Here is a 23747-nt window from a genome sequence, read left to right on the forward strand (position 1 = left end):
AAGCAGCCGACGCCGCTGTCCCTGCGGTTGACCCTGCGATTCTCGCCGCGGTGGCCGCCGCCTGGCTGGCGTCGTGACATGCGGGCTGACCGGCCGGAATTCCATTCCTACATTCAGCGCAGACGCTGCAGCCGCCGATGGAAGGACTGTCCCCGCCGTCCGGTGCCGACACCGGCGGGAAATGCCCCTTCCTGCACGGCACCCTCCGGGGCAGCACCGCCGGGGCCCGCTCCAACCGGGACTGGTGGCCGCGGCAGCTGAATCTGGCGGTGCTGCATCAGCACGCGCCCCAGGCCGATCCGATGGGCGACGGCTTCGACTACGCCGCGGCGTTCCGCACGATCGACCTGGAGGCCCTGCGGCAGGACCTGTTCGCCCTGATGACCACCTCCCAGGACTGGTGGCCGGCCGACTACGGCCACTACGGGCCGTTCTTCGTGCGCATGGCCTGGCACAGCGCCGGCACCTACCGCATCCACGACGGCCGTGGCGGCGCCGGCGCCGGCACCCAGCGCTTCGCCCCGCTCAACAGCTGGCCCGACAACGGCAACCTCGACAAGGCGCGGCGGCTGCTCTGGCCGATCAAGCAGAAATACGGCAGCGCCCTCTCCTGGGCTGACCTGATCATCTTCGCGGGCAACTGCGCCATCGAATCGATGGGCCTGCCCACCCTGGGCTTCGCCGGGGGCCGCGAGGACGTCTGGGAGCCGCCGATCGACATCGACTGGGGCCCGGAGACCGAATGGTTGGGGGACAGGCGCTACAGCGGCGACCGCGAGCTGGAGGACCCGCTCGGGGCCGTGCAGATGGGTCTGATCTACGTGAACCCGGAGGGGCCCAACGGCGAGCCCGATCCCCTCGCCGCCGCCCGGGACATCCGCGAGACCTTCGCCCGCATGGCGATGGACGACGAGGAGACCGTCGCCCTGATCGCCGGGGGCCACACCTTCGGCAAGTGCCACGGCGCCGGCGATCCGGATCTGGTGGGGCCGGAACCCGAGGCCGCCAGCCTCCAGGAGCAGGGCCTGGGCTGGCGCAACCGCTTCGGCAGCGGCAAGGGGGACGACACGATCACCAGCGGCCTGGAGGGCGCCTGGACCGCCAACCCCATCCAGTGGGACGGCGGCTACTTCGACAACCTGTTCGGCTACGAGTGGGCGCTGGAGAAGAGTCCGGCCGGGGCCTGGCAGTGGCGGCCCACCGATCCGGCGGCGGCGGACACCGTGCCCGATGCCCACGACCCGTCGAAGCGCCACGCGCCGATGATGGCCACCACCGATCTGTCCCTGCGGGTCGATCCGGCCTACCTGGAGATCTCCAAGCGCTTCCACGAGCAACCCGAGCAGCTGGGGGAGGCCTTCCGCCGCGCCTGGTTCAAGCTCGTGCACCGGGACATGGGGCCCCGCTCCCGCTACCTGGGCAGCCTGGTGCCGGAGGAGGTGATGCTCTGGCAGGACCCGATTCCGCCCGTCGACCATCCCCTGGTGGACGCTGACGACATCGCCGCCCTCAAGGGGCGGATCCTGGAGGCGGGGCTGCCCATCTCCCAGCTGGTGGCCACCGCCTGGGCCGCGGCCGCCAGCTTCCGCGGCTCCGACAAGCGCGGCGGCGCCAACGGCGGCCGGCTGGCGCTGGCCCCCCAGAAGGACTGGGAGGTGAACCAGCCCGCCAAACTGGCCCGGGCCCTGGAGGCCTTTGAGGCGATCCGCCATGAGTTCAACGGCTCCCGCCACGACGGCAAGCGCATCTCCCTGGCCGATCTGATCGTGCTGGGCGGCTGCGCCGCGGTGGAGGAGGCGGCCCGGCGGGGCGGCCACGCGCTGACGGTGCCCTTCACCCCCGGGCGCATGGATGCCTCCCAGGAGCAGACGGACGCGGCCTCCTTCGCCGTGCTGGAGCCGAAGGCCGACGGCTTCCGCAACTACCTGCGGCCGGGCCTGCCGGCCTCCGCCGAGGAGCTGCTGATCGATCGGGCCCAGCTGCTCACCCTCACCGCCCCGGAGATGACGGCGCTGGTGGGGGGCCTGCGGGTGCTCGATGCGAACCACGGCAAATCACGGCATGGCGTCTTCACCCACCGCCCCGAGACCCTCAGCAACGACTTCTTCGTGAACCTGCTGGACATGGGCACCACCTGGACAGCGACCTCCGAGGCCCAGGACAGCTTCGAGGGCCGCGACCGCCACACCGGCGACCTGCGCTGGACCGCCACCCGCGTCGATCTGATCTTCGGCTCCAACGCCCAGCTGCGGGCGATCGCCGAGGTGTACGCCTCCGCCGACGCCGGTAAGCGCTTCGTGGCCGCCTTCGTGGCGGCCTGGAGCAAGGTCATGGACCTGGACCGCTTCGAGCTGGCCTGAACGCCATGAACCCCCTCCTCGCCGCACAACCGCCTCCGGAACGCCGCGAGGCCATCGGCCGGGCCGGCCTCGCCAGCCTGCTGGCGATCGCGTCCATGGACGGGCCGCCCAGCCCCATCGCCCTGCGCACGATCACGGCCATCCGCGACCACCTGATCCGGCTGCCCATTCGGCTCGAGGAGCTCGAGCCGCTTACGCCGGAGCAGCTGGCGGCGGCGGTGCCGGAGCCCGAGTGGCGCGAGCGGATCCTGCGGGGCATGACCGTGCTGGCCCTGCTGGAGGACGAACCCGGCGAGATCCGGCTGGCCCGGCTCGAGGCCACGGCCCGGGCGCTGGCGATCGACGACGCCCCGGTGCGGGCGTTCCGCCACGTGCTGGAGCACCAGTTCAACCTGGTGCGCCTCGACATCATGCGGCGGGGATTCCAGCGGGGGGCCGCCGCGGCCTACCTGCACGACGAGGGCCCTGCCGGCGCCCTGCAGATCGCCCGCTCGATCCTGAAGCGGGAGGATCCCGCCCTGGCCCGCCGTTACCGGGCCCTGGCGGACTTGCCCCACGGCAGCCTCGGCCGGGCCTACCTGGCCTTCATCGATGCCAACGGCTTCAGCGTTCCCGGCGAGCTGGGCGGGCCGCCCCCCCCGGTGGTGCGCCACGACTGCTGCCACGTGCTCGGCGGCTACGGCACCAGCCCCAGCGAGGAATGCGGTGTGCTCGGCTTCCAGGCCGGCTTCGGCCGCAACGACCCCTTCTTCACGATCCTGTTCGCCCTGGCCCAGTTCCAGCTGGGCATCGGCTCCACTCCCGTCACGGCGGCCGAAACCGGCCAGGCGGATCCGGAGGTGATCTTCCGCGGCCTGGAGCACGGCCTCGGCGTCACCCGGGACCTGATCAGCGACTGGGATCCCTGGGACGACTTCCCGTTGCCCCTGGAGGAGGTGCGCCGTCAGTACGGCATCCGCCCGCGTCAGGCGGTCTGAGGCGCCGACGGGAGCGGCGGCTCAGACCGGTGGAACTCCACGTAGAACCGCACCCCGGGGCCGGGTTCAGCCTGGTGCCGCTGGGTGGGTGCCACGATGCCGGGCCGTTCGGGCGTCAACACCACCAGCTCTTCGTCGGGCTCCAGAAACCGGAACGGCAGCGAGCCCTCCAGCACCACGACCCGGGCCCACACCCCCGCTTTGGTGCTGTGCTGCGCCCGCAGACCCGCCGGCACGGTCTCGGCGTCAAAGGTGGGTGTGCGTTTGTAGGGCGTCAGGCCGGTGGGCAGATCAGCGTGCATGGGTCTCTGCCTGTGGCCCCAGGAACGCTCGCACGGCCGGATCGTCCGCCAGGTCGATGGCGCGCCGGCAGGCCTGCTGCTGATCGACACAGCGGCTGCTCAGGGGAGGTTGATGGAATCAACCATCACCTGCCGTTCCGTGATGTCCAGGTTGCGCTCCAGCTGGGTGAGGAGCCCAAGCGCATAGGCAGGGTCCCTGGATGAACTGGTAATCGCCAACATGATCGAGGCCTTTTTTCGGCAGCCATCCCAGACATAGGTGGTGATGCTGCCGTTCCTGATCGTGGCCTCCTTGCCCTCGCCCTGGCAGTACGAATTGAGGTCCGCAATGTCACGACCGTTGATCTTCTGCGCATGCCTGGAGATTCTTATTTCCACACCGTTAGCGAGATAACTCTTGTTGAAAGCCCCTGGATCGGGGGCCGCGATCCTACGCACGTAGACGCGGTCTCCCTCGCCCACCGTTTCCTGATCGCTACGGCTCCAGTTGGTGGGAACCAACATGTCGTAGCCAGCGAAGGAAAAGGAGGTGAAGCTCGTCTTCGTTCGCAGCGGATCAGCCTTGCCCAGGGGGCCCGCCAGGATCTGACGATCGGCCCGCCGGTAAAGCTCCACCATCAGCGGCTGATCCGGACCTCGGGAGGCGATGGTTTCGCAGAACTGCGGCACGGAGTTCTCCGGCTTGACCGCCACGTTCTGGAGTGAGGTGATCAGATCCCCGGGCTCCACCCCGGAAAGGTTCGCCGGCGAACCCGCCTTCACGCTCGCCACCAGCAATCCGGTGATGGCTCCACGGTAGGAGCCGTCGATGCCGATGCCCAGGGAATCATCCTTCCCCTGGCGCAGGGATGGCAGCAGATTGGCCACCAGCCGGGAGGAAATCGCCAGGGGCTGTTTATAGTCCCTGGCACCGGCGAAATGGATACCCACCACCTTGCCGTTGGGCCGCACAACGGGCCCGCCAGAGTTGCCGGGCTGGGAGTCGGCGGAATGCTCAAAGGCTTCCGTCAGGACGGCCGAAGGAAGATTCACCGTGCTCTTCAGAGTGCTCACCGCACCCGGCTTGAGGGTGTAGGTTTCAGTTCCCCTGGGGAAACCAGCCAGGAAAAGTGAGTCCCCTTCCTTGATCGGCTGGCGAACGTCCAGTTCGAAGAAAGGAAGATCCCGACCCTCGATCTTCAGCAAGGCCACGTCGTTGCATTGCGACGCCCCGACCAGGGACGCACTGCGAGGTGTGGGATCTCCATTCAGAAAGACTTTGAGATTGGGGGCGTTCATCGCCACGTGATAATTGGTGAGGATCAGCCCATCACCTGACACCAGAAAGCCACTGCCGGAGCCCCCACCGGTCCCGATCTTGATCTCGCCGTTCTCCGCCGCTTCGGCCCTGGGGCCCTCAGCCAGGATCCGAACCGTCGCCGCCTTCACTTCGTCGATGTTGTCGACGGCCCGGGAGCAACCGCCGGCAAACGTCAGGGCCGGCAGAAGGAGCAACACACCCAAGCGGCTGCCTCGGCGGTGCACGGCCCGTTGACTCCGATCACGCGTTCGGTCCGTCCAACGCCGCATCGTCCGTCCTTCGAGGGGAGTGACCCTGACAATTCAGCCTGGCTTCAGGTTTCAGCTGCGTCAAGTCAGGCGCTTTCGGCCCCTGCCCGTAGCCGCAGAAACGCACGCACGGCCGGATCGTCCGCCAGGTCGATGGCACGCCGGTAGGCCTGCCGGGCCGCGTCGGCCTGGCCGCTCCGCTGCAGCAGGTCGGCCCGCAGCGCCCACCAGGGCTGGTGGTCCCCCAGGGCCGGCTCGGCGGTGGCCAGCGCCTCCAGCTCGCCCAGGGCAGCGGCGGGGCCGGCCAGCTCGGCCAGCACGGCCATTCGGCCCACCCGTCCCCCCGCACTCGGGGCCAGGGCCAGCAGGGCGTCGTAGAGCCCCAGCAGGGCCGGCCAGTCGACCATCCCGCTGACGGCCCGGTGGGCATGGAGCGACTGGATCGCCGCCTCCAGCTGGAAGCGCCCGGGCCGGCCCGCCCGGGAGGCCTGGGTCAGGGCCGCCTCGGCTTCGGCGATCAGGGCACGGTCCCATAGGTCCGGCTCCTGCTCCAGCAGCGGCACGTAGCTGCCGTCGGCGGCCCGCCGGGCCCCGTGGCGCGCCTCGCAGTGCAGCAGCAGGGCCAGCAGGCCGCGGGCCTCCGGCTCCTCGGGCAGCAGGTCGGCGCACAGCCGCGCCAGCAGCACCGCCTCCTGGGTCAGCCCCCGGTCGCGGCCGGCCTCGCCGCGGCCATCCCAGCCGCTGGTGTAGGCCGCGTAGATCGCCTGCAGCACCGCCGCCGAGCGCGCCGGCAGCGCCTCGGCGGGCGGCAGCACGAAGGGGATGCCGGCATCGCGGATCTTGGCCTTGGCCCGCACCAGCCGCTGGCCCATGGTGGCCGGCGCCACCAGGAAGGCTGCTGCGATGCGGCCGGCGTTGAGCCCCAGGACGGTCTGGAGCATCAGCGGCGCCTGGATCCCCGGATCGATCGCCGGGTGAGCGCAGAGAAACAGCAGCCGCAGCCGCTCGTCGGGAATCTCCATGGCGTTCTCAGGAGTTTCGGGATCCGTGCCGGGGGCCACGGCGTCCAGTTCCGGCAGCAGCATCTCCAGGGTCCGGTCGCGGCGGGCCCGGTCGATCAGACGCCGTCGGGCCACCACCAGCAGCCAGGCCTCGGGCGCACGGGGCACCCCCTCGACGGGCCAGCGCCGCAGGGCGGCGAGGAAGGCATCGCCCAGGGCGTCCTCCGCCGCCGCCACATCGCCGCAGCGGGCGGTGAGCCAGGCCACCAGCTTGCCGAAGGACTGCCGTGCCGCCAGCTCCGCCGCCCGCCGCCCCTCCATCTCAGGGGGCGGCCATGGCGAGCACCGGCCGCACCTCCACGGCGCAGCGCTCCGCCGCCGGGCAGCGGGCGGCCCAGGTGAGGGCGGCGTCGAGGTCGGGCACATCGATCAGGAAGAAGCCGCCCAGCTGCTCCTTGCTGTCGGGGAAGGGCCCGTCCTGCACCTGCCGCTCGCCGTGGCGCAGGCGCACGGTGGTGGCGGTGTGGGGGGACTGCAGGGCCTCGCCGCCGGCCATGTGGCCGGCCTCGGCCAGGGCCTGGGAGTAGGCGGCGTAGGCCGGCATCAGGCCGGGACGGTCGGCGAAGTCCTGCTCGCTTTCGAAGATCAGAACGGCGTACTGCATGGTGGGCACTCGAAAGGTTGGTGGGGGACACACTCCCGAAAGGCGTGCGTCATCTCCATGACGGACGGCAGGCCGCCATTTCGACAGAATCAACCCGTTCCGCCCCACCCCGTGTGCCCTCCATGCCCAAGGTCGAGATCTACACCTGGCGCTTCTGCCCGTTCTGCATCCGGGCCAAGCAGCTGCTGGACCGCAAGGGTGTGGCCTACGAGGAGTACGTGATCGACGGCGACGAGGACGCCCGTGACGCGATGGTGGCCCGGGGCCGCGACGGCCGGCGCTCGGTGCCCCAGGTCTTCATCGACGACGCCCATGTGGGCGGCTGCGACGACCTCTACGCCCTCGAGCGCCAGGGCCGGCTGGATGCGCTGCTGGCGGTCGCCAGCTAAGCGGCGCTGTCGCCCTTCCATTCCGCCAGCTCCACGGTGATGCCCTCCGGACCCCGGAGAAACACCAGCTTGCGGTGGTGGAACTCCATCACCGCGTTGCGGAGCTCCACACCCCCGGCCTGCAGCCGGGCCACCGTGGCCTCCAGGTCGTCGACGGCGAAGCAGATGTGGTTGAACCCCACCCGGGCCAGGTTGTCCATGGCCGGCTCGGGCAGGGGCTCCGGGTGGCGGTAGTGCAGCAGCTGCACCTCCAGCCGCGGCGTGCCGCCGGCCAGCACAAGGGTCACGTGGTCGGCCTCGATGCCCTCCACCCCCATGTAGTCGGAAAACTGGGGCCCGCTGATCAGCACGGCCTTGTCCTCAACGAAGCCCAGCAGGCCGAAGAAGCGCCGGGCCGCCGCCAGGTCCCGCACGACGACGGTGACGTGGTCGAAATGCCGGATCATGGACGCTGCCTCGCTCCAACGCTCCCCCCACTCTCGCTGGGCCCGGCACCTTCCGGAGGTAGCCGCAGGCCCCCCACCAGGGGTGACCAGCGGCCAGAGTGAGGGTCACCTACGGCCGGCCCGATGAGCGACAACGCCAGCCCCGCCGATGCCGCCACGCCCGGCCAGGGCGGCGGCTGGCCCCTGATCGACGGCTGGGCCAAGGCCACCCTCAGCCCCCGGGGGCCGAAGCTCTGGCAGACCCTCAACCACAAGAGCGCCTGCCTCTCCTGCGCCTGGGGCACCGGCGGCCAGCACGGCGGCTTCGTCGACGAGCTGGGGGAGCCGCTGCAGCGCTGCCTCAAGAGCGTCGAGGCGATCATGGCCGAGCTGCAGCCGGCGGTGAGCGAGGGGGTGTTCGGCACCCGCAGCCTGGCGGACCTCCAGCAGCTCTCCTCGATGGAGGCCGACCGCCTCGGCCGCCTCAGCCACCCCCTGCTGCTGCGCGAGGGCCGCAGCCACTACGAGCGCATCAGCTGGGACGACGTGTTCGCCATCGCCGAGGCCGCCTTCCGGCGCCCGCCGGAGCGGGTGGCCTCCTACAGCTCGGGCCGCTCCTCCAACGAGGCCGCCTACCTGCTGCAGCTGCTGCTGCGGGCCATGGGCTCCAACAACCTGGCCGATTGCTCCGACCTCTGCCACGCCCCCTCCACCGTGGGGCTCAATGCCGTCTTCGGCTCCGGCACCTCGATGGTGAGCCTGGAGAGCCTGCAGCAGGCCGACTGCGTGGTGCTGGTGGGCTCCAACGCCCCGGCCAACCACCCGCGGCTGATGAACGAGCTGATCAAGCTGCGCCAGCGGGGCGGCACGGTGATCGTCATCAACCCGGTGATCGAGGTGGGGCTGCTGAAGTTCGGCTCCCCCGCCTTCCCGATCCGCTCGATGCTGGCGGGCTCGGAGATCGCCTCGCTGTTCCTGCAGCCCGTGCCGGGCAGCGACACGGCCGTGTTCCTGGGGCTGCAGAAAGCCCTGCTGGAGGCCGGCGCCGTGAAGCGCGATTTCCTGGCCGCCCATGCCGAGGGCTGGGAAGCGCTGCTGGAGCAGCTGGAGGCCACCTCCTGGGAGGCGATCACCGGCGCCTGCGGCCTCAGCCGCCAGGAGCTGGAGCACAGCGCCGCCGTGATCGCCGCGGCCCGGGGCGTGGTGTTCGCCTGGGCGATGGGGATCACCCACCACGCCAACGGCATCGACAACGTGCAGGCGATCGCCAACACCGCCCTGCTCAGCGGCAACGTGGGCCGGCCCGGCGCCGGCACCATGCCGATCCGGGGGCACTCCAACGTGCAGGGCTTCGGCTCGATGGGGGTCACCGTCAAGCTGCGGGCGGAGATGCAGCAGGCCCTCGAGCAACTGCTGGGCCGGCCCCTGAGCCGGGTGCCCGGCTACGACACCCGCGCCCTGATCGAGGCCGCTGATGCCGGCCGGGTCGACAGCCTGCTGTGCCTGGGGGGCAACCTCTGGGGCGCCAACCCCGACAGCGGCGAGGCGAAGCGCGCCCTCGGCCGCATCGACACGATCCTGTACCTGGCCACCAAGCCCAACCAGGGCCACTTCCACGGCCTGGCGGCCCGCCAGACCCTGGTGCTGCCGGTGTTCAACCGCTTCGAGACGCCGCACCGCACCACCACCGAATCGGGCAACAACTACGTGCGCCTCAACGAGCCGGGCGCCACCCACCTGCGCAGCGCCGACCTGATCAGCGAGGTGGCCTTCCTGGCCGAACTGGCCCGGCGGCTGATGGGCAGCGATCCGATCGACTGGGGGCGGCTGCAGGATCCGTCCTACGTGCGGGAACTGATCGGCCGCACCGTGCCCGGCTACGGCCCGATCGCCCGCATCGATGCCACCCGGCAGGAATTCAGCGTCGAGGGGCGCCTGTTCGACACCCCGGCCTTCCCCACCCCCAGCGGCCGGGCCCGGGTGGCGCCCACCCCCATGCCCGAACTCACGCTGCCGGAGGCGGAGCACTTCGGTGGCCTCGGGCCCGGGGAAACCGGCCTGGTGCTGGCCCTGATCACGGCCCGCAGCTACGGCCAGCACAACACCGTCGTCTACCAGGCCGGCGACAGCTACCGGGGCATGCCCCATCGCCACACGATCCTGATGAACCGGGCCGACCTGCGCCGCTGCGGCCTGGCGGCCCACCAGCGGGTGACGGTGCAGGGGGAGGCGGGCGCCCTGGAGGGCGTGGAGATCATCCCGGGCGAGATCCGCGAGGGGGCGGCGCTGATGTTCTACCCGGAGGTGAACGCGATCATGAAGGCCGTGATCGACCCCCGCTGCGGCACCCCGGCCTTCAAGCGGGTGCCGGTGCTGGTGCGGGGTCCGGTGGCCGTCGGCCATGGCGGCTGAATCCCCGGAGGGGGAGGCGGCGGCGGCGGAGCGGGAGCGGCTCGCCGCCGACGATCGCCGCGAAGCCCGCTGGCGCCGCTGGGGTCCCTACCTGAGCGACCGCCAGTGGGGCACGGTGCGGGAGGACTACAGCGCCGACGGCAACGCCTGGGAGCATTTCCCGTTCGAGCAGGCCCGCTCCCGCGCCTACCGCTGGGGGGAGGACGGCCTGCTGGGCGTCTGCGACAACCACCAGCGCCTCTGCTTCGCCCTCGCCCTCTGGAACGGCCGCGACCCCTTCCTCAAGGAACGGCTGTTCGGGCTCAGCGGCCCCCAGGGCAACCATGGCGAAGACGTCAAGGAGATCTACTTCCACCGCGACAGCACCCCCAGCCACAGCTGGATGACGGCGCTCTACCGCTACCCCCACGGGCGCTTCCCCTACGAGGAGCTGGTGGGGGAGAACGGCCGCCGCGGCCGTGACGACCCCGAATACGAACTGCTCGACACCGGCATCTTCGCCGGCGACCGCTTCTGCGACGTCCAGGTGGATTACGCCAAGGGGGCCCCGGACGACCTCCTGATCCGCCTGCGCGTCACCAACCGCGGGCCCGATCCCCACACCCTGCACCTGCTGCCCACCCTCTGGTTCCGCAACACCTGGAGCTGGGGCGGTGACGAACCGCGCCCTTCGATCCGGCCCGTTCCGCCGGAGCCGCAGGCCCAGGACGCCCCGACGGCTTCCGGGCCCTCCCGCCCCGTGCCGTGGCGGACCCTCGCCGCGACCCACCCCGCGATGGGCGCCTTCTGGTTCCACGCCGAGCAGCTGGCCGCCGCTCCCGAAGGGTCGGAGGGCGGCCAGCCGGAACTGCTGGTCACCGACAACGAGACCAACGCCCGGCGGCTGTTCGGGGCCGCGAATGCCGGCCCCTACGTGAAGGACGGCATCAACGACCGGGTGGTGGCGGGCGCGCGGGACGCGGTGAATCCCGAGGGCATCGGCACCAAGGCCTCGCTGCACTACGTCCTGCCCCTGGCGGCGGGGGAAACCAGGGAGGTGAGGCTGCGGCTGGTGGATCGCCGGCTCACGGAGGATCCCCTCGGCGCCGGTTTCGAGGCCATCTGCCAGAGGCGGCAGCGGGAGGCCGACGCCTTCTACGCAGGCCTGCACCCGGCCGGGCTGCCCCCGGAGCGACGCGAGCTGCAGCGCCAGGCCTTCGCCGGCCTGCTCTGGAGCAAGCAGACCTACCTCTTTGTGATCCGGGACTGGCTGGCGGGGGATCCGGCCACCCCGCCGCCACCGGCCCGCCGCCACGGTCGCAACCACCTGTGGCAGCACCTCCATGCCGACGACGTGCTGTCCATGCCCGATGGCTGGGAGTACCCCTGGTTCGCCGCCTGGGATCTGGCCTTCCACTGCGTGCCGCTGGCCCTGGTGGATCCCGGCTTCGCCAAGCACCAGCTCGACCTGCTGACCCGGGAGTGGTACATGCACCCCAACGGCCAGCTGCCCGCCTACGAGTGGGCCTTCGGCGACGTCAACCCGCCGGTGCACGCCTGGGCCACCTGGCAGGTGTACAGCCTGGAGAAGCGGGCCACCGGCAGGGGCGACCGGCCGTTCCTGGAGCGGGTGTTCCAGAAGCTGCTGCTGAACTTCACCTGGTGGGTGAACCGCAAGGACGCGGAGGGCAACAACATCTTCCAGGGCGGTTTCCTCGGCCTCGACAACATCGGGGTGTTCGATCGCAGCGCCCCCCTGCCCACCGGGGGCTTCATCGAGCAGGCCGATGGCACCAGCTGGATGGGGATGTTCTGCCTCAACATGCTCAGCATCTCCCTGGAGCTGGCAGAGGAGAATCCCGTCTACGAGGACATGGCGACGAAGTTCTTCGAGCACTTCCTTTACATCGCCGCGGCCATGAATGCCTCCGGAAGCGACGGCGGCCACCACCTCTGGGACGACGGGGACGGCTTCTTCCATGACGTGCTCCATCTGCCCGACGGGCAGCGGCTGCCTCTGAAAATCCGCTCGATGGTGGGGCTGATTCCCCTGTTCGCCATCGCCATCCTCGAACCGGAGGTGCTTGAGCGGCTGCCGGCCTTCCGGGCGCGGCTCGAGTGGTTCATCCAGCACCGGCCCGATCTCAAGGTGAACGTGGCCTGCATGGAGACCAGGGGGCAGAAGGCCCGCCGCCTGCTCGCCCTCACCTACCTCAGCCCCAACCGCTTCGTGGCGGAGGACCGCTTCCGGCGCATCCTGAAGCGCCTCTTCGATCCGGCCGAGTTCCTCGGCGACCACGGCATCCGCTCCCTCTCCCGCCACCATGCCGACCACCCCTACGTGTTCCGCTTCGAAGGCCGGGAGCACCGGGTGGGCTACGAGCCGGCGGAATCGCGCTCCGGCCTGTTCGGCGGCAACTCCAACTGGCGCGGCCCGGTCTGGTTCCCGGTCAACCATCTGCTGATCGAGGCCCTGCAGCAGTTCCACCGCTACGCCGGCGACGGCTTCCGGGTGGAATGCCCCACCGGCTCCGGCCAATGGCTCAGCCTGCAGCAGGCCGCCGGCCTGATCAGCGAGCGGCTCGTCGGCCTGTTCCTGCCCCGCCCCGGCGAGCCGCCACCGGCCTACGGCGCCACCGCCGCCTTCCTCACCGATGCCGACGGACAGCGCCTGCACCTGTTCCACGAGTACTTCCACGGCGATGACGGCACCGGCCTGGGCGCCAGTCACCAGACGGGCTGGACCGGCCTGGTGGCCCAGCTGATCCAGGACCATGGCCTGCACACGGCCGGGGAGACATCGGACGCCGATCAGCCCCCCAGGTAGGCCATCTCCGCCGGCACCGGCCGCTGGTCGACCGCTTCCTGCCGCTCCTCGCTGTAGCGGTCGCGGCGCTGCAGCCACAGGTGGCGCAACGCCTGCTCCAGAGCGGCGGCATCGGCGCCGGGCCGCAGCCAGGGCTTGAGGTCGGTGCCGGCGGCGGCGAACAGGCAGCTGTAGGCCACCCCGTCGGCGGTGATCCGCAGCCGGTTGCAGTCGCCGCAGAAGGGCGCCGTGATCGAGGCCACCACCGCCAGGTGGGCACCGCCATCGGCACCGGCACCAGCCGCGGCGCGGTCGCGGTAGCGCCAGCGGCCGGCGGTGCCGTGGGGGGCCCGTCCCACCGGCTCCAGCGGCCAGACCGCCCCGATGCGGGCCACCATCTCGGCCGCCGGCAGCACCTGCTCCGGCGCCCAGCCGTTGCGGTTGCCCACGTCCATGAACTCGATCAGGCGCAGCTCCAGCCCCTGCTCCCGGGCCAGCTCCGCCAGGGGCAGCAGCTGGTCGGCATTGCCGGTGCGGGTGATCACCGCGTTCAGCTTCACGGCACCGAGGGCCGGATCGAAGCCCGCCTCCCTGGCGTGCCGGATCGCCGCCAGCACCTTCGCCAGCACGGCCTCGCCGGCGGCCGCGCCCCCAAGGCCGGCCATGCGCGCCACGCTGGCCCCGTCGGTGCCATCGAGGCTGAGGGTGATCCGGTCGAGCCCCGCCGCCTTCAGCTGCCGGGCCCGCTCGGCGCCCAGCAGCACCCCGTTGCTGGTGAGGGCGATCTCCCGCAGGGCACCGCGGGGATCGGCGGGGTCACGCCGCCGCAGCGGCTGCAGGGCGGCGATCAGCTCCTCCAGCCGCCGGTGCAGCAGGGGCTCACCGCCGGTGAGGCGCAGGGTGTGCACCCCCAGGCCCACGGTCGCCTCCACCAGAGCCACCCGCTCCGCCAGGGTCAGCAGGTCGGGCGGGTCCTCGAGATCCGGGCAGCAGTAGGGGCAGGCCAGGTTGCAGCGGGCCGTCAACGACAGCCGCAGCACCCCCAGGGGCCGGCCATGCAGATCCAGGGGACGCTCCGCCATGGCAGGAAAGCTAGGGCCACAGGCCGGTGGCGTCGTCGGGTCTGTTGGCGTTACGCAGCCCCGCGGCCGGCAGGAGCACCGGCACCACCGCTTCGGCCGCCAGCCAGTCCTGCAGGCGCCGGCCCCCCGCCGCCGTGAAGGCCTGCAGCCGGCGGTGGAGGCCGGGATGGGCCGGGTAGACCCCCAGCAGCGGCTGCAGCCGCCGGCCGTCATGGGCCAGATGGATGGCGGCGGGACCCGTGGCGGCCGGGGCGGCGGCGGCCCCCACCAGGGCCTCGAGGGTGGCGACCTCCAGCCAGGGCATGTCCACGGGGCAGAGCAGCAGGCCCTGGCCGGGGTGGTGCGCCATCAGCCGGTCGAGGGCCAGCAGCGGCCCCTCCCGGGGTGGCGGCTCCTCCAGGACCGTGATCGGCTGGCCCAGCCCGTCCCGCAGGGGCCGCGCCAGGGCGTGGTGGCTCCGGTGGTGACTGAGCAGGGTGATCGGCAGCGGCAGCGCCGCCAGTCGCCCGAGGCTGAACTCCAGCCAGGTCCTCCCCGCGGGATGGGGCAGCAGGGCCTTGTCCGTGCCCATGCGGCGGCTGGCGCCGCCGCTGAGCAGGCAGGCCCGCAGGCCGTTCATGCCAGCAAGCCGAATTCCGCCAGGGCCCGCGGCAGGTTGCGGTGCTCGTGGCCCGGATGGCAGAGCTTCACCAGGGCGAAGCGTTGCAGCTCATCGAGCTCCCCCCAGGCGTGGGGGGCCAGGGTCAGCCCCAGCTGGCGGCAGGAGGCGAGCAGAACCTCCGGGGGGGCCTGATCCTGCTGCCAGGGGGCGCCGCAGGCGGGCTGCAGCCGGCCGGCGACGCCGGCGGCCATGGCGGCCGTGCGTCGCTCGAGCCAGTGGTCCAGGGCCGCCAGGGCCTCGGGATCATCGGGCCAGTCGAGCAGCCGCTGCCGTTCTCCCTCGTCGAGGTCGCTCCAGTGCACCAGCTTCAGCTTGACCCCCATCAGGTCGAGCTTGCGCCGCACGGCCATGGGGATGCAACGCAGATGATCGACGAAGTCGGCCTCGAAGCCGAAACAGTGATCGTGGCGGCCCATGGAGCCGGACCCTTGGGGGACCCACACCCTAGAAAGCCGTGGGGCGGGCCCCGGAGCTCAGTCCAGCTGCAGCACGCCCCTGGTGCGCTGGCGGCGCTGCTGATCCTGCTGCTCGAAGCGCACCAGGCAGTCCCCCTGGGGCACCAGCACGCAACTCACGTACTCGGAGGCGTCGATCAGGGCGGCCCGGATCGCCTTGCCGGCCGGGGTCCGCTGGGCCTGGGACTGGTTGCTGCCGAAATTGAGTGTGCCGGCCGCTCCGGTCAGGGCCTGGCCGGTGCGACCCATGTTGGGTGCCATCCAGAGGGCCAGGCCGGCCGCTGGCAGCAGGCTCACGCCGCTGGAGCTGGCGCTGGCCGTGTTGCTGGCCCGACCTTCCACGGTGCGCGACCCGATCACCTCGCCGGTGCTGCTGTCCACGACGCGGATGTCGATCGCCACATAGTCCTTGGTTTCCACATCCTGGTTGCGCTTGCCGAAGCCGAGCAGACCGAAGCTGCTGCCCGATTGCTTCTGCTCCACGTTGGTTTCGTAGGAGGTGACCGTGCCAAGCACGATGTAACGCGCACCGCGCATCTGTCCCTTGCTGGCGGCATCCGGACCTCGCTTGACGATCCCCAGCTCTGCCAGTTCCTGCTCGGAGAGCACGTCCTTCAGCTGCCGCCGCTCCACCACCTGCAGCGTGCCGGTGCCCTGGAGCTCATTGGCCAGGGCGGCCGCCAGATCATCGGCCACGGGCCCCTGCCACCACCACGTGGGCTGGGTCACGGTGTTCTTGAAGGCGGGCACTGACACGGTGGGACGGGCCACCGCCTGGCGGCTCTGGGCCAGCGCAGTGAGCGGAAGGCCGGCGAGGACGGTGCCGAAGGCGAGATGGCGGGCGACGACTCTGACGACAGGGGCCGGGGTCAGTCTCCGCACGATCAACGATGGGGCCATGGCGCTCCGTCCTGAACCTGGCCCATCGGGGCCGCTCATTGCGGCCGCCATTCAAGCAAGTTCCGGAAACGGTTGGGGCCTCCGCCCCGGTGGGGTGGCAGGCACTCCGGCGCTGGAACTGGTCCAGGCCCCACGGGCTTTCGTAGCCGATCTCACCGTGGGACCCCGCCAGGATTAGGTTCACTGAAGAGACCGCAGAGGCTTCTCACGAAGTCGCTCCCATGACCGCCACCGTCCCGTCGAGAGACGAGCTGCAGGATCACCGGCCCTCCGGGGCCAGCCAGGGTCCTAGGCCCGCTCCGATGTTCGAGCTGATCCCCTACGAGAAGTTCCGCGACACCCCATCGGTGCGGTTCTTCGACATCACCGTACCCAGCTCCAACAAGCGGGATTTGGTGGTCCACTCCGGTCCGGCGGTGAGCCCGCCTGACTGCCAGGAGACCGGCAGCTGGCAGTTCTATCTCCACCCTCACCAGGAGGACAACCTGCTCGCCATGCACGGCGGCCGCACCTTCTTCCTGGTCAACCTCGGCTGGAACTACCCGTATCACATCGTCCGCCTCGACTGCGGCGGCGACATCCTGCGCATTCCCCCCGGCACCTTCCACCGCTCCGTCTCCGATCCCGACGGTTCCCTGGTGCTCAACCAGGCCGTACGTGAAGAGGGCGCCAGCGTGGTGCGCGAGTTCCGCGTCTACAACAGCCACCGCATCCCCCGGTTGTTCGCTGTGACCTCCAAGACCGCCCCGCTGCCCAAGCTCCACGGGGTGAGCTGGTAAGGGGGTGGCCCTCAGGCCGCCGCTGCACCGGCCAGCAGGGCGCCGAAGGACTCGGCGGGCATCGGCCGGCCCAGCAGGTGACCCTGGAACTGATCGCAGCCGAGGCTCCGCAGCATCCCCAGCTGTTCGGCCGTCTCCACCCCTTCGGCCAGGGTCATCAGGCCCAGCTCCTTCGCCATCACGATGGTGGCCTTGACGATGGCCAGGTCGGCGTCGTCATTGCCCAGGCGTTCCACGAAGAAGCGGTCGATCTTGAGTTTGTCCAGGGGCAGCGCGTGGAGCATGGCCAGGGAGGAGTACCCCGTGCCGAAGTCATCGATCGCCAGGCTGAACCCGCTCTCGGCGAGCTGGCGCAGCTGCTCACCCGCACGCTCGGGATCGTTCAGCAGGGCCGTTTCGGTGATCTCCAGCTCAAGGTTCTCCGGGACGAGGTCGTAGGCGCTCAGCGCCCCGGCCAGCAGCTCGGAGAGGGAGGGATGCTCGGCCCCCAGCTGGAGCGGCGAGATGTTGATCGCCAGCTTTCCGGGCCGCAGCCCCTGGCGATGCCACGCCTGCAGCTGCCGGCAGGCCTCCTCGATCACCCAGAGACCGATGGTGTGGATCTGGCCGGTCTTCTCGGCCAGCGGGATGAAGACGTTGGGGGACACCATCCGGCCGTTCTGATCACGCCAGCGCAGCAGGGCCTCAGCCCCGGCGATCCGGCTGCCGCCCCGATCGATCTGGGGCTGGTAGAAGAGCCGCAGCTGCTCCCGATCGATCGCCCGGCCCAGGCTGAGCTCCAGCTCGAGGCGCTCGCGCAGCTGCAGACTGATCTCCGGGGTGTAGAAGCGCAGCTGGTTCTTGCCGTGCTGCTTGGCCTCCATCAGGGCCGTGTTGGCGCAGCGCAGCAGGGTGTCCGGATCGGAGCCGTGGTCGGGGGCCAGGGCCACCCCGAGGGAGGCGCTGGGCTGGACTGCCAGTCCGGTGCCCATGCCGGGGGTGTTGCCGAGGGTGCGCCGGATCTGCTCCGCCCACTGCAGGGCCTCAAGCGGGTCGGCCATGGCCATGGGCCGCAGCAGGATGAATTCGTCGCTGCCCACCCGGGCCAGCCAGTCGTCGGGCCGCATCAGGTGCCTCAGGCAGCTGCCGCTGGCCTGGAGCACCTGGTTGCCGATTTCATGGCCCAGGCTGTTGTTGATCGACTGGAAGTTGTCGAGATCGAGGTTGATCAGGGCGATGCCGCGCTCCTTGCCGGCCGTGCCCAGCAGGCGGGCCAGCTGGCGGACGGTGGCGGCCTTGTTAGGCAGCCGGGTGAGGGGATCGACGAAGGCGATGCGCTCGAGCCGCTGCTGGATCTCGTGCTGTTCACTGATGTCCTGGACGGTGCCGACCGTGGTGAGGGGCTGACCGTCGTCGCCGAGGGTGGTGCGCCCCCGCTCCAGCACCACCTTGAGCAGGCCGTCGCCGAGCAGCAGCCGATGCTCGATCCGGTAGGGCCGGCCGGTGCGGAAGGACTCCCGGAAGGTGGCATCGACCAGGGTGCGGTCCTCGGGGTGCACCGTCCCCAGAAAGTACGCGTAGGAAGGGGCCGTCCGCTCCGGGGCGGTGTTGAAGATGCTGTAGGTCTCGTTCGACCAGAGCAGTTCTCCGGTGCGGTGGTTCAGCTCCCAGCTGCCCACATGGGTGAGCCGCTCAGCCTCCTGCAGCAGGGAGCCCAGCCGGGTGCTCTCCCGCAGGGCGGTGTCCAGTTCGGTGCGGTCACGATGGCTGACCAGGGCCACCAGCCGGCCACAGAGGTCGAGCACCTGATAGCTCACGGACACATCCCGACAGGCGCCGGATCGGGCCCGGTGGCGCGTGGCGAAACTGCCCCTGGGCTGCTGCCGCATCGCCCGCAGTTGATCGCGCATCAGATCGTCGGCCAGCTCCTCATCCGCCTGGATGGCGGCCGGATTCAGGGTGAGGAAATGCTCCCGGGCGTAGCCGAGCCGCTCATGGGCCGAACGGTTGCAGTCGATGAAATGGCCACTGGCCAGATCAAGGACAACAAGATCATCGCTGCCCAGATCGGCGGCAAAACGCAGTGCATCGCCGACGCTGTCGACGCAAGGAATCAGCCCCTGTTCCGCCGGGGTGCTGAACCAGAAGGATTGCACTGACGGTTCCATTCACGAGAGATCTTAGGCAGCGTTTTCATTGCTGACCAGGATGGGGAAGAAAACCCCCTGCCGGACTGAAGCGTGGCGGGGCGACGGCCTTATTCCTGAAGATTACACTGGAGAAATGGGAATCCCAGGGCCTCAAAAGTGAGGGAAAGAGAAGAATTCAGGGTGCCCTGATCGCTCTGCCACACTTGGTTTTCGGCGCTTACCTGCCGCGGCCAGCGGCTCCTTCGATCCTCAGGTCGATGGTGAGATCCGTCGGGCGCTGGCGTCCCCGCCAGGGGGGAGCCCCGGGCAACGGCCCGGCCAGCGGCTCCGCAACGGGATCGAACCGGTGTCCGTCCGGGTGCAGGTGGAAGACCTGATCGCCAGCGGGGGAGCGCACCAGGAGCTCAAGGGGCATGTGGGGCTCGATCGCCGGATGCAGGCACGGGTAGAGCCGCTGGAAGCGGAAGCGGACCGCCAGCGGTGGGCCGGCCCCGTCAGCATCGCGCTCCAGCGGCAGGGGCCGGCCGTTGATGAACAGCCCGCAGTCGCGGCGGAACGCTGCATTGGCCACCACCTCGAAACGCCGCAGGGAGCCGTCGATGAAGCGGCTGGTGAACCCTCCCTGCACCGGGGTGTCGCAGATCAGGGGCCAGGGCTCGGGGACCGGCCGCAGTTCGAGGGTTGGCACGGTCCCGGCGCCGCCGTGTTCCGCCTGCCAGCGCAGCAGGGGCGGGAAACGCCACTCCCAGATGGCCCGGAACGGCGCCGGATCCAGGGGCAGGTCATCGGCCGCCAGGTCGGCCAGGATGGCCTCCAGGTCGGCCCACAGCTGGCTCGGCAGCAGCTGGCGGTCGTGCAGGGCCGAACCCCAGTCGTGCAACCGGTCGGGCCGGTGGCGGGGCTCCAGCAGGTGGGCCGCCAGGGCGCTCCACAGCAGGGCGATGGTGCTGCTCCACGCCATGCGGGGCAGGCTCTCCAGCGCCCGGAACTCCACCAGGCCCAGGCAGCCGGCCGGGGCTCCGGGGTTCCAAAACTTGTCGAAGCTGATCTCGCTGCGGTGGTTGTTGCCGCTGCGGTCGGCGTGGAGATGGCGCAGCGTCTCGCCGATCAGGCCCCGGACGTCGCCGAAGGGTTCGGCCGAGGGCTGGCCCTCCGCCTGCTCGATGGCGCGGTAGGCCAGCTCCAGGTCGAAGCATTCGCCGATCGCCTCATCCGGCCGGGGTGACTGGGAAGCCGGGCCCACCCCGGGGCCGCAGAACAGGTAGGCGAGTGCCGGATGTCGCTGCCAGTAGCGCAGGATCCCCGTCAGCCAGGCCGGCCGTGAGAAGAAAGGATGGTGGGCCAGGTCGGGGCCTCCCCAGAGCAGATGGTTGCCGCCGCCGGTCCCCTCCTGGCGGCCGTCACCCAGGTCCTTCCAGCTGCGCAGCCCCAGCCGCTCGCCGACCTCCTCCAGCCGCTGCAGCCACTGGTGGTACTGCCGCCAGCTGTGGCAGACGGGCAGGTTGATCTCCAGCACGCCGGGGTCGGCCGTCAGGCCCAGCACCTGCCAGCGCTCACCGGCATCGAGGGGCAGCACGCCGCTCAGCCGCGGCGCCGCCAGACCGCCGAGGCTGTCGGCCACCGCCTGCAGCAGCAGGCGCAGGGGTTCCCGCTCCAGGGGGGGCAGGAACAGCTCCCAGCCGTCGGGGTCCACCTCCAGGGTGAGCACCTGACGGGGCACGTCCTCCGGCAGGTGCTCCAGGGGCAGGCGCAGGCCGGCGGGACCGGGGGCGCCGGTGAGCAGCCTCAGGTCCTCCGCCAGGGGCCAGGGCGCCACCGCCCAGGCCACCGCCGCCGCCGGGTCGTCCGCCTCGGGCGGCGCCACGCTCAGGGGGGCGGCCCAGACCCGGCGCTCGGGTTCAAACGGGTCCCGCAGCGCCACGGGCTGGAGCGCGAGGCCCAGCCGGGCGCCCAGCTGCTCCAGCCAGGCCGGGGCGGCCTCGGCCGTCAGCGGTGCTCCCTCCAGGCCGGGCTGGCAGAGGCCGGGCCAGCGCACCGGCGCCGTGCCGTCGTCGCCCAGAAACAGGCGCAGGGCCCAGCGGGGATTGACCTCACCGTCGTAGCGCTTGCCGGGGCAGTAGAGGAGGGTGCTGCCGGGCCAGACCCGCTGCTGCAGGTCCCGGGCCATGGCCCGGGCGATCGGGAGCTTCGTGGGGCCATCGGCGGTGACACTCCACTCCGGCCCCTCCGGCTCGAGGGGCACCAGGGTGGGCTCACCGCCGAGGGTGAGCTGGATGCCGGCGGCCCTCAGGCGGGACTCGGCCGCCTCGGCCACCCTGTCCATCCAGCTCATGCGGGCCAGCTCATGCGGGTTGCGGGAGGCTCATGGGGACGGGCTGGGAATCACGCTGCAGGCATTGACAGGAACCGGGGCCACCTTCCAGATGCGATCGGCATACTCCTGGATGGACCGGTCGCTGCTGAAGAAGCCGCAGCGGGCCGTATTCAGCACGGACATCATGCTCCACCGTCCCGCATCGCACCAGGCGCTGTCGACCTCGTTCTGGGCGCGGCGGTAGTCGCCCAGGTCGGCCATCACCCGGAAGGGGTCGCTGCTGCAGAGGTTGGCCAGCAGCGGATGGAACAGGTCGCGGTCGCCTTCACTGAAGTGGCCCGAACCGATCAGGTCGATGGCCTCCTTGGCCAGGGCGTCGTTCTCCAGCCAGGGCATCGGGTGGTACCCGTTGCGGTTGATGGCGGCCAGCTGCTCGGCGGTGTGGCCGAACAGGAAGAAGTTGTCGTCACCGACCCGCTCCCGGATCTCGATGTTGGCCCCGTCGAGGGTGCCGATCGTGAGGGCGCCGTTGAGGGACATCTTCATGTTGCCCGTGCCGGAGGCCTCCATACCGGCGGTGGAGATCTGTTCGGACAGGTCCACCGCCGGGTAGATCTTCTGGCCCAGCTTGACGCTGAAGTTGGGCAGGAAGATCACCCGCAGGCGTCCGTCCATGGCGGGGTCGATGTTGATGATCTCCGCCATCCCCACGATCAGGCGGATGATCAGCTTGGCCATGGCGTAGCCGGGGGCCGCCTTGCCGCCGAAGATCACCGTGCGCGGCGGCAGGTCCTCCCCGGCCCGCAGGCGCAGGTAGCGCTCCACCACCTGCAGCGCCGCCATGTGCTGGCGCTTGTACTCGTGGATGCGCTTCACCTGCACGTCGAACAGGGAGGAGGGATCGACCAGAACGCCGGTGTCCTGGCGGATCGTGGCGGCCAGCCGCTCCTTGGCCTGCTCCCGCACCCCCTGCCAGCGCTCGAGGAAGCCGGCATCGGTGGCCAGGGGCTCCAGCTTGCGCAGCTGGTCGAGGTGGCGGCACCAGTCGGTGCCGATGGCGTCGTTGAGCAGGGCGGCCAGGGGCGGGTTGGCGACCGCCAGCCAGCGCCGCGGCGTGACGCCGTTGGTGATGTTGGTGAAGCGATCCGGCCACACCCGGGCGAAATCGGCGAACAGGTTTTCCTTGAGCAGGCGGCTGTGCAGTTCCGCCACGCCGTTGACCGTGTGGCTGCCGACCACCGCCAGATGGGCCATGCGCACCTTGCGGTGCGGACCCTCCTCGATCAGGGACAGCCGCTCCAGCAGCTCCGGCTGGCCGGGGAAGCGGATGCGCAGGGTGCGCAGGAAGCGGGCATTGATCTCGAAGATGATCTGCAGCTGGCGCGGCAGCAGCTGCTGGAACAGCTCCAGTCCCCAGGCCTCCAGGGCCTCGGGCAGCAGGGTGTGGTTCGTGTAGCTGATCGTGGCGGTGGTGATGCTCCAGGCGGTGTCCCAGTCGACGCCGTGGACATCAATCAGCAGCCGCATCAGTTCCGCCACGGCGATCGCCGGATGGGTGTCGTTGAGCTGCACCGCGAACTTGCGGTGGAACTCCGTGACCGGAATCCCCTGGCTGCCGAGGATGCGGAACATGTCCTGCAGGGAGCAGGAGACGAAGAAGATCTGCTGGCTGAGCCGCAGGCGCTTGCCCTGCTCCAGCTCGTCATTCGGATAGAGCACCTTGGAGAGGGTCTCCGACTGCACCTTGTGGAGCACGGCCCGGGTGTAGTCGCCGGCATTGAAGGAGGCGAAGTCGAAGGCGTCGGGCGCCTGGGCCGACCACAGCCGCAGGGTGTTGGCGGTGTGGACGCCGTAGCCCAGGATCGGGGTGTCGTAGGCGACGCCGATCACGGTCTGGCCGCCGATCAGCACCGGATAGCTCCATTCCGGCCGGATCACCTCCCAGGGATTGCCGCGGGCCAGCCAGGGATCGGTGCTCTCCATCTGGCCGTTGGGGCCGATCTGCTGGCGGAAGATGCCGAACTCGTAGCGGATGCCGTAGCCGATGGCCGGCAGCTCGAGGGTGGCCATCGACTCCTGGAAACAGGCCGCCAGCCGGCCCAGGCCACCGTTGCCCAGGCCCGGCTCCGGCTCCTCCGCCAGCATCTCCTCGAGGGTGAGGCCGAGGGCCTCGCAGGCGGCCGCGGCCTCCTCCCGCAGCCCGAGGCTCACCAGGTTGTTCTCCAGGTGGGGCCCCAGCAGGAACTCCGCCGACATGTAGGTGGCGGTGCGGACGTGCTGGCTGGTGTAGGTGTCGGCGGTGTCGACCCAGCTGGTCAGCAGGATGTCCCTCACCGCCAGCGACAGGCAGACGTAGTGGTCGTGGATGGTGGCCAGGGAGGCGGACTTGGCCTGGCTGGAGAACAGATGGCGCCGCATCGCCTCCAGGAGGGCCTGGCCCTTGGGCGGGCACGGGGCGGGTGTGGGGCTGGCCATGGGGACGGGCGGCAGTCGGCGGAGTGGACCAGTCCTGGCCTGGGGAGTACGCCCACCGCTGATGCATCGGCTACCAGCGGGCGCACCTT

18 protein-coding genes are annotated in these 23747 nt (G+C 70.6%); 6 read left to right on the top strand and 12 right to left on the bottom strand.

Annotated elements, in window-relative coordinates; genetic code table 11:
• Window positions 1-137 precede the first annotated feature (137 nt).
• Window positions 138-2360, top strand: coding sequence for a catalase/peroxidase HPI (gene katG, locus VB738_RS01705; protein WP_323304091.1), 2223 nt, complete (start codon window positions 138-140; stop codon window positions 2358-2360).
• A gap of 5 nt (window positions 2361-2365) precedes the next feature.
• Entirely contained in the window at window positions 2366-3337 is a 972-nt protein-coding gene (locus VB738_RS01710; RefSeq protein ID WP_323304092.1) for a hypothetical protein, read from the top strand.
• On the opposite strand, the gene VB738_RS01715 is transcribed toward VB738_RS01710, so the two are convergent.
• The 4 genes from VB738_RS01715 to VB738_RS01730 all read right to left on the bottom strand — a co-directional run bounded on the left by VB738_RS01715 (window position 3325) and on the right by VB738_RS01730 (window position 6852).
• On the bottom strand, window positions 3325-3639 hold the full coding sequence (locus VB738_RS01715; protein WP_323304093.1) for a DUF1971 domain-containing protein: 315 nt from the start codon (window positions 3637-3639) through the stop codon (window positions 3325-3327). The genes VB738_RS01710 and VB738_RS01715 overlap by 13 nt on opposite strands.
• Before the next feature lie 99 nt (window positions 3640-3738).
• On the bottom strand, window positions 3739-5208 hold the full coding sequence (locus tag VB738_RS01720; RefSeq protein WP_323304094.1) for a S1C family serine protease: 1470 nt from the start codon (window positions 5206-5208) through the stop codon (window positions 3739-3741).
• A gap of 65 nt (window positions 5209-5273) precedes the next feature.
• Window positions 5274-6509: an RNA polymerase sigma factor gene (locus tag VB738_RS01725; protein WP_323304095.1), complete on the bottom strand. Its 1236-nt coding sequence runs from the start codon at window positions 6507-6509 to the stop codon at window positions 5274-5276.
• Between the two features lies 1 nt (window position 6510).
• Window positions 6511-6852, bottom strand: coding sequence for a YciI family protein (locus tag VB738_RS01730; protein WP_323304096.1), 342 nt, complete (start codon window positions 6850-6852; stop codon window positions 6511-6513).
• Between the two features lie 122 nt (window positions 6853-6974).
• Between VB738_RS01730 and grxC the strand changes: the two genes are divergently transcribed.
• Window positions 6975-7241, top strand: coding sequence for a glutaredoxin 3 (gene grxC / locus VB738_RS01735; RefSeq protein WP_106219572.1), 267 nt, complete (start codon window positions 6975-6977; stop codon window positions 7239-7241).
• Here the strand turns inward: grxC and VB738_RS01740 are convergent.
• Window positions 7238-7687 carry a VOC family protein gene (locus tag VB738_RS01740; RefSeq protein ID WP_323304097.1) on the bottom strand — a complete coding sequence of 150 codons (450 nt, stop codon included), beginning with the start codon at window positions 7685-7687 and terminating at the stop codon, window positions 7238-7240. The genes grxC and VB738_RS01740 overlap by 4 nt on opposite strands.
• A 123-nt stretch (window positions 7688-7810) precedes the next feature.
• On the opposite strand from VB738_RS01740, the gene VB738_RS01745 reads away from it, so the two are divergent.
• Window positions 7811-10078 carry an FdhF/YdeP family oxidoreductase gene (locus VB738_RS01745; protein WP_323304098.1) on the top strand — a complete coding sequence of 756 codons (2268 nt, stop codon included), beginning with the start codon at window positions 7811-7813 and terminating at the stop codon, window positions 10076-10078.
• On the top strand, window positions 10068-12884 hold the full coding sequence (locus VB738_RS01750; RefSeq protein WP_323304099.1) for an MGH1-like glycoside hydrolase domain-containing protein: 2817 nt from the start codon (window positions 10068-10070) through the stop codon (window positions 12882-12884). Before VB738_RS01745 ends, VB738_RS01750 begins: the two co-directional genes overlap by 11 nt.
• On the opposite strand, the gene VB738_RS01755 is transcribed toward VB738_RS01750, so the two are convergent.
• The 4 genes from VB738_RS01755 to VB738_RS01770 are packed head-to-tail and all read right to left on the bottom strand — an operon-like array spanning window position 12869 to window position 15961.
• Window positions 12869-13945, bottom strand: a complete 1077-nt coding sequence (locus VB738_RS01755) for a GTP 3',8-cyclase MoaA (RefSeq protein WP_323304100.1) — start codon at window positions 13943-13945, stop codon at window positions 12869-12871. The genes VB738_RS01750 and VB738_RS01755 overlap by 16 nt on opposite strands.
• Before the next feature lie 10 nt (window positions 13946-13955).
• Window positions 13956-14564, bottom strand: a complete 609-nt coding sequence (locus VB738_RS01760) for a molybdenum cofactor guanylyltransferase (protein WP_323304101.1) — start codon at window positions 14562-14564, stop codon at window positions 13956-13958.
• On the bottom strand, window positions 14561-15022 hold the full coding sequence (locus VB738_RS01765; protein WP_323304102.1) for a nitrate reductase associated protein: 462 nt from the start codon (window positions 15020-15022) through the stop codon (window positions 14561-14563). The genes VB738_RS01760 and VB738_RS01765 overlap by 4 nt, the downstream gene beginning before the upstream one ends.
• Before the next feature lie 57 nt (window positions 15023-15079).
• Window positions 15080-15961: a CsgG/HfaB family protein gene (locus VB738_RS01770; protein ID WP_323304103.1), complete on the bottom strand. Its 882-nt coding sequence runs from the start codon at window positions 15959-15961 to the stop codon at window positions 15080-15082.
• 302 nt (window positions 15962-16263) lie between these two features.
• Here VB738_RS01770 and VB738_RS01775 point away from each other — a divergent pair, with 302 nt between their 5' ends.
• The gene (locus tag VB738_RS01775) at window positions 16264-16740 is read left to right on the top strand and encodes a hypothetical protein (RefSeq protein WP_015110109.1); all 477 of its coding nucleotides are present in this window, start codon (window positions 16264-16266) and stop codon (window positions 16738-16740) included.
• 11 nt (window positions 16741-16751) lie between these two features.
• On the opposite strand, the gene VB738_RS01780 is transcribed toward VB738_RS01775, so the two are convergent.
• The 3 genes from VB738_RS01780 to VB738_RS01790 form a co-directional block, all read right to left on the bottom strand.
• The gene (locus VB738_RS01780) at window positions 16752-18887 is read right to left on the bottom strand and encodes a putative bifunctional diguanylate cyclase/phosphodiesterase (RefSeq protein ID WP_323304104.1); all 2136 of its coding nucleotides are present in this window, start codon (window positions 18885-18887) and stop codon (window positions 16752-16754) included.
• 199 nt (window positions 18888-19086) lie between these two features.
• The gene (locus VB738_RS01785; protein ID WP_323304105.1) at window positions 19087-21201 is read right to left on the bottom strand and encodes a transglutaminase family protein; all 2115 of its coding nucleotides are present in this window, start codon (window positions 21199-21201) and stop codon (window positions 19087-19089) included.
• A 30-nt stretch (window positions 21202-21231) separates the two neighbouring features.
• The gene (locus VB738_RS01790; protein ID WP_323304106.1) at window positions 21232-23658 is read right to left on the bottom strand and encodes a glycogen/starch/alpha-glucan phosphorylase; all 2427 of its coding nucleotides are present in this window, start codon (window positions 23656-23658) and stop codon (window positions 21232-21234) included.
• Window positions 23659-23747: the final 89 nt, after the last annotated feature.

The organism is Cyanobium gracile UHCC 0139 (assembly GCF_034931325.1).
GTDB classification, from domain to species: domain Bacteria; phylum Cyanobacteriota; class Cyanobacteriia; order PCC-6307; family Cyanobiaceae; genus Cyanobium; species Cyanobium gracile_B.

What these genes read in the sequence shown, in the direction of transcription:
- katG (WP_323304091.1), top strand. Translation starts at nt 138, where the DNA reads ATGGAAGGACTGTCCCCGCCGTCCGGTGCCGACACCGGCGGGAAATGC.
- VB738_RS01710 (WP_323304092.1), top strand. Translation starts at nt 2,366, where the DNA reads ATGAACCCCCTCCTCGCCGCACAACCGCCTCCGGAACGCCGCGAGGCC.
- VB738_RS01715 (WP_323304093.1), bottom strand. Translation starts at nt 3,639, where the DNA reads ATGCACGCTGATCTGCCCACCGGCCTGACGCCCTACAAACGCACACCC.
- VB738_RS01720 (WP_323304094.1), bottom strand. Translation starts at nt 5,208, where the DNA reads ATGCGGCGTTGGACGGACCGAACGCGTGATCGGAGTCAACGGGCCGTG.
- VB738_RS01725 (WP_323304095.1), bottom strand. Translation starts at nt 6,509, where the DNA reads ATGGAGGGGCGGCGGGCGGCGGAGCTGGCGGCACGGCAGTCCTTCGGC.
- VB738_RS01730 (WP_323304096.1), bottom strand. Translation starts at nt 6,852, where the DNA reads ATGCAGTACGCCGTTCTGATCTTCGAAAGCGAGCAGGACTTCGCCGAC.
- grxC (WP_106219572.1), top strand. Translation starts at nt 6,975, where the DNA reads ATGCCCAAGGTCGAGATCTACACCTGGCGCTTCTGCCCGTTCTGCATC.
- VB738_RS01740 (WP_323304097.1), bottom strand. Translation starts at nt 7,687, where the DNA reads ATGATCCGGCATTTCGACCACGTCACCGTCGTCGTGCGGGACCTGGCG.
- VB738_RS01745 (WP_323304098.1), top strand. Translation starts at nt 7,811, where the DNA reads ATGAGCGACAACGCCAGCCCCGCCGATGCCGCCACGCCCGGCCAGGGC.
- VB738_RS01750 (WP_323304099.1), top strand. Translation starts at nt 10,068, where the DNA reads ATGGCGGCTGAATCCCCGGAGGGGGAGGCGGCGGCGGCGGAGCGGGAG.
- VB738_RS01755 (WP_323304100.1), bottom strand. Translation starts at nt 13,945, where the DNA reads ATGGCGGAGCGTCCCCTGGATCTGCATGGCCGGCCCCTGGGGGTGCTG.
- VB738_RS01760 (WP_323304101.1), bottom strand. Translation starts at nt 14,564, where the DNA reads ATGAACGGCCTGCGGGCCTGCCTGCTCAGCGGCGGCGCCAGCCGCCGC.
- VB738_RS01765 (WP_323304102.1), bottom strand. Translation starts at nt 15,022, where the DNA reads ATGGGCCGCCACGATCACTGTTTCGGCTTCGAGGCCGACTTCGTCGAT.
- VB738_RS01770 (WP_323304103.1), bottom strand. Translation starts at nt 15,961, where the DNA reads ATGGCCCCATCGTTGATCGTGCGGAGACTGACCCCGGCCCCTGTCGTC.
- VB738_RS01775 (WP_015110109.1), top strand. Translation starts at nt 16,264, where the DNA reads ATGTTCGAGCTGATCCCCTACGAGAAGTTCCGCGACACCCCATCGGTG.
- VB738_RS01780 (WP_323304104.1), bottom strand. Translation starts at nt 18,887, where the DNA reads ATGGAACCGTCAGTGCAATCCTTCTGGTTCAGCACCCCGGCGGAACAG.
- VB738_RS01785 (WP_323304105.1), bottom strand. Translation starts at nt 21,201, where the DNA reads ATGAGCTGGATGGACAGGGTGGCCGAGGCGGCCGAGTCCCGCCTGAGG.
- VB738_RS01790 (WP_323304106.1), bottom strand. Translation starts at nt 23,658, where the DNA reads ATGGCCAGCCCCACACCCGCCCCGTGCCCGCCCAAGGGCCAGGCCCTC.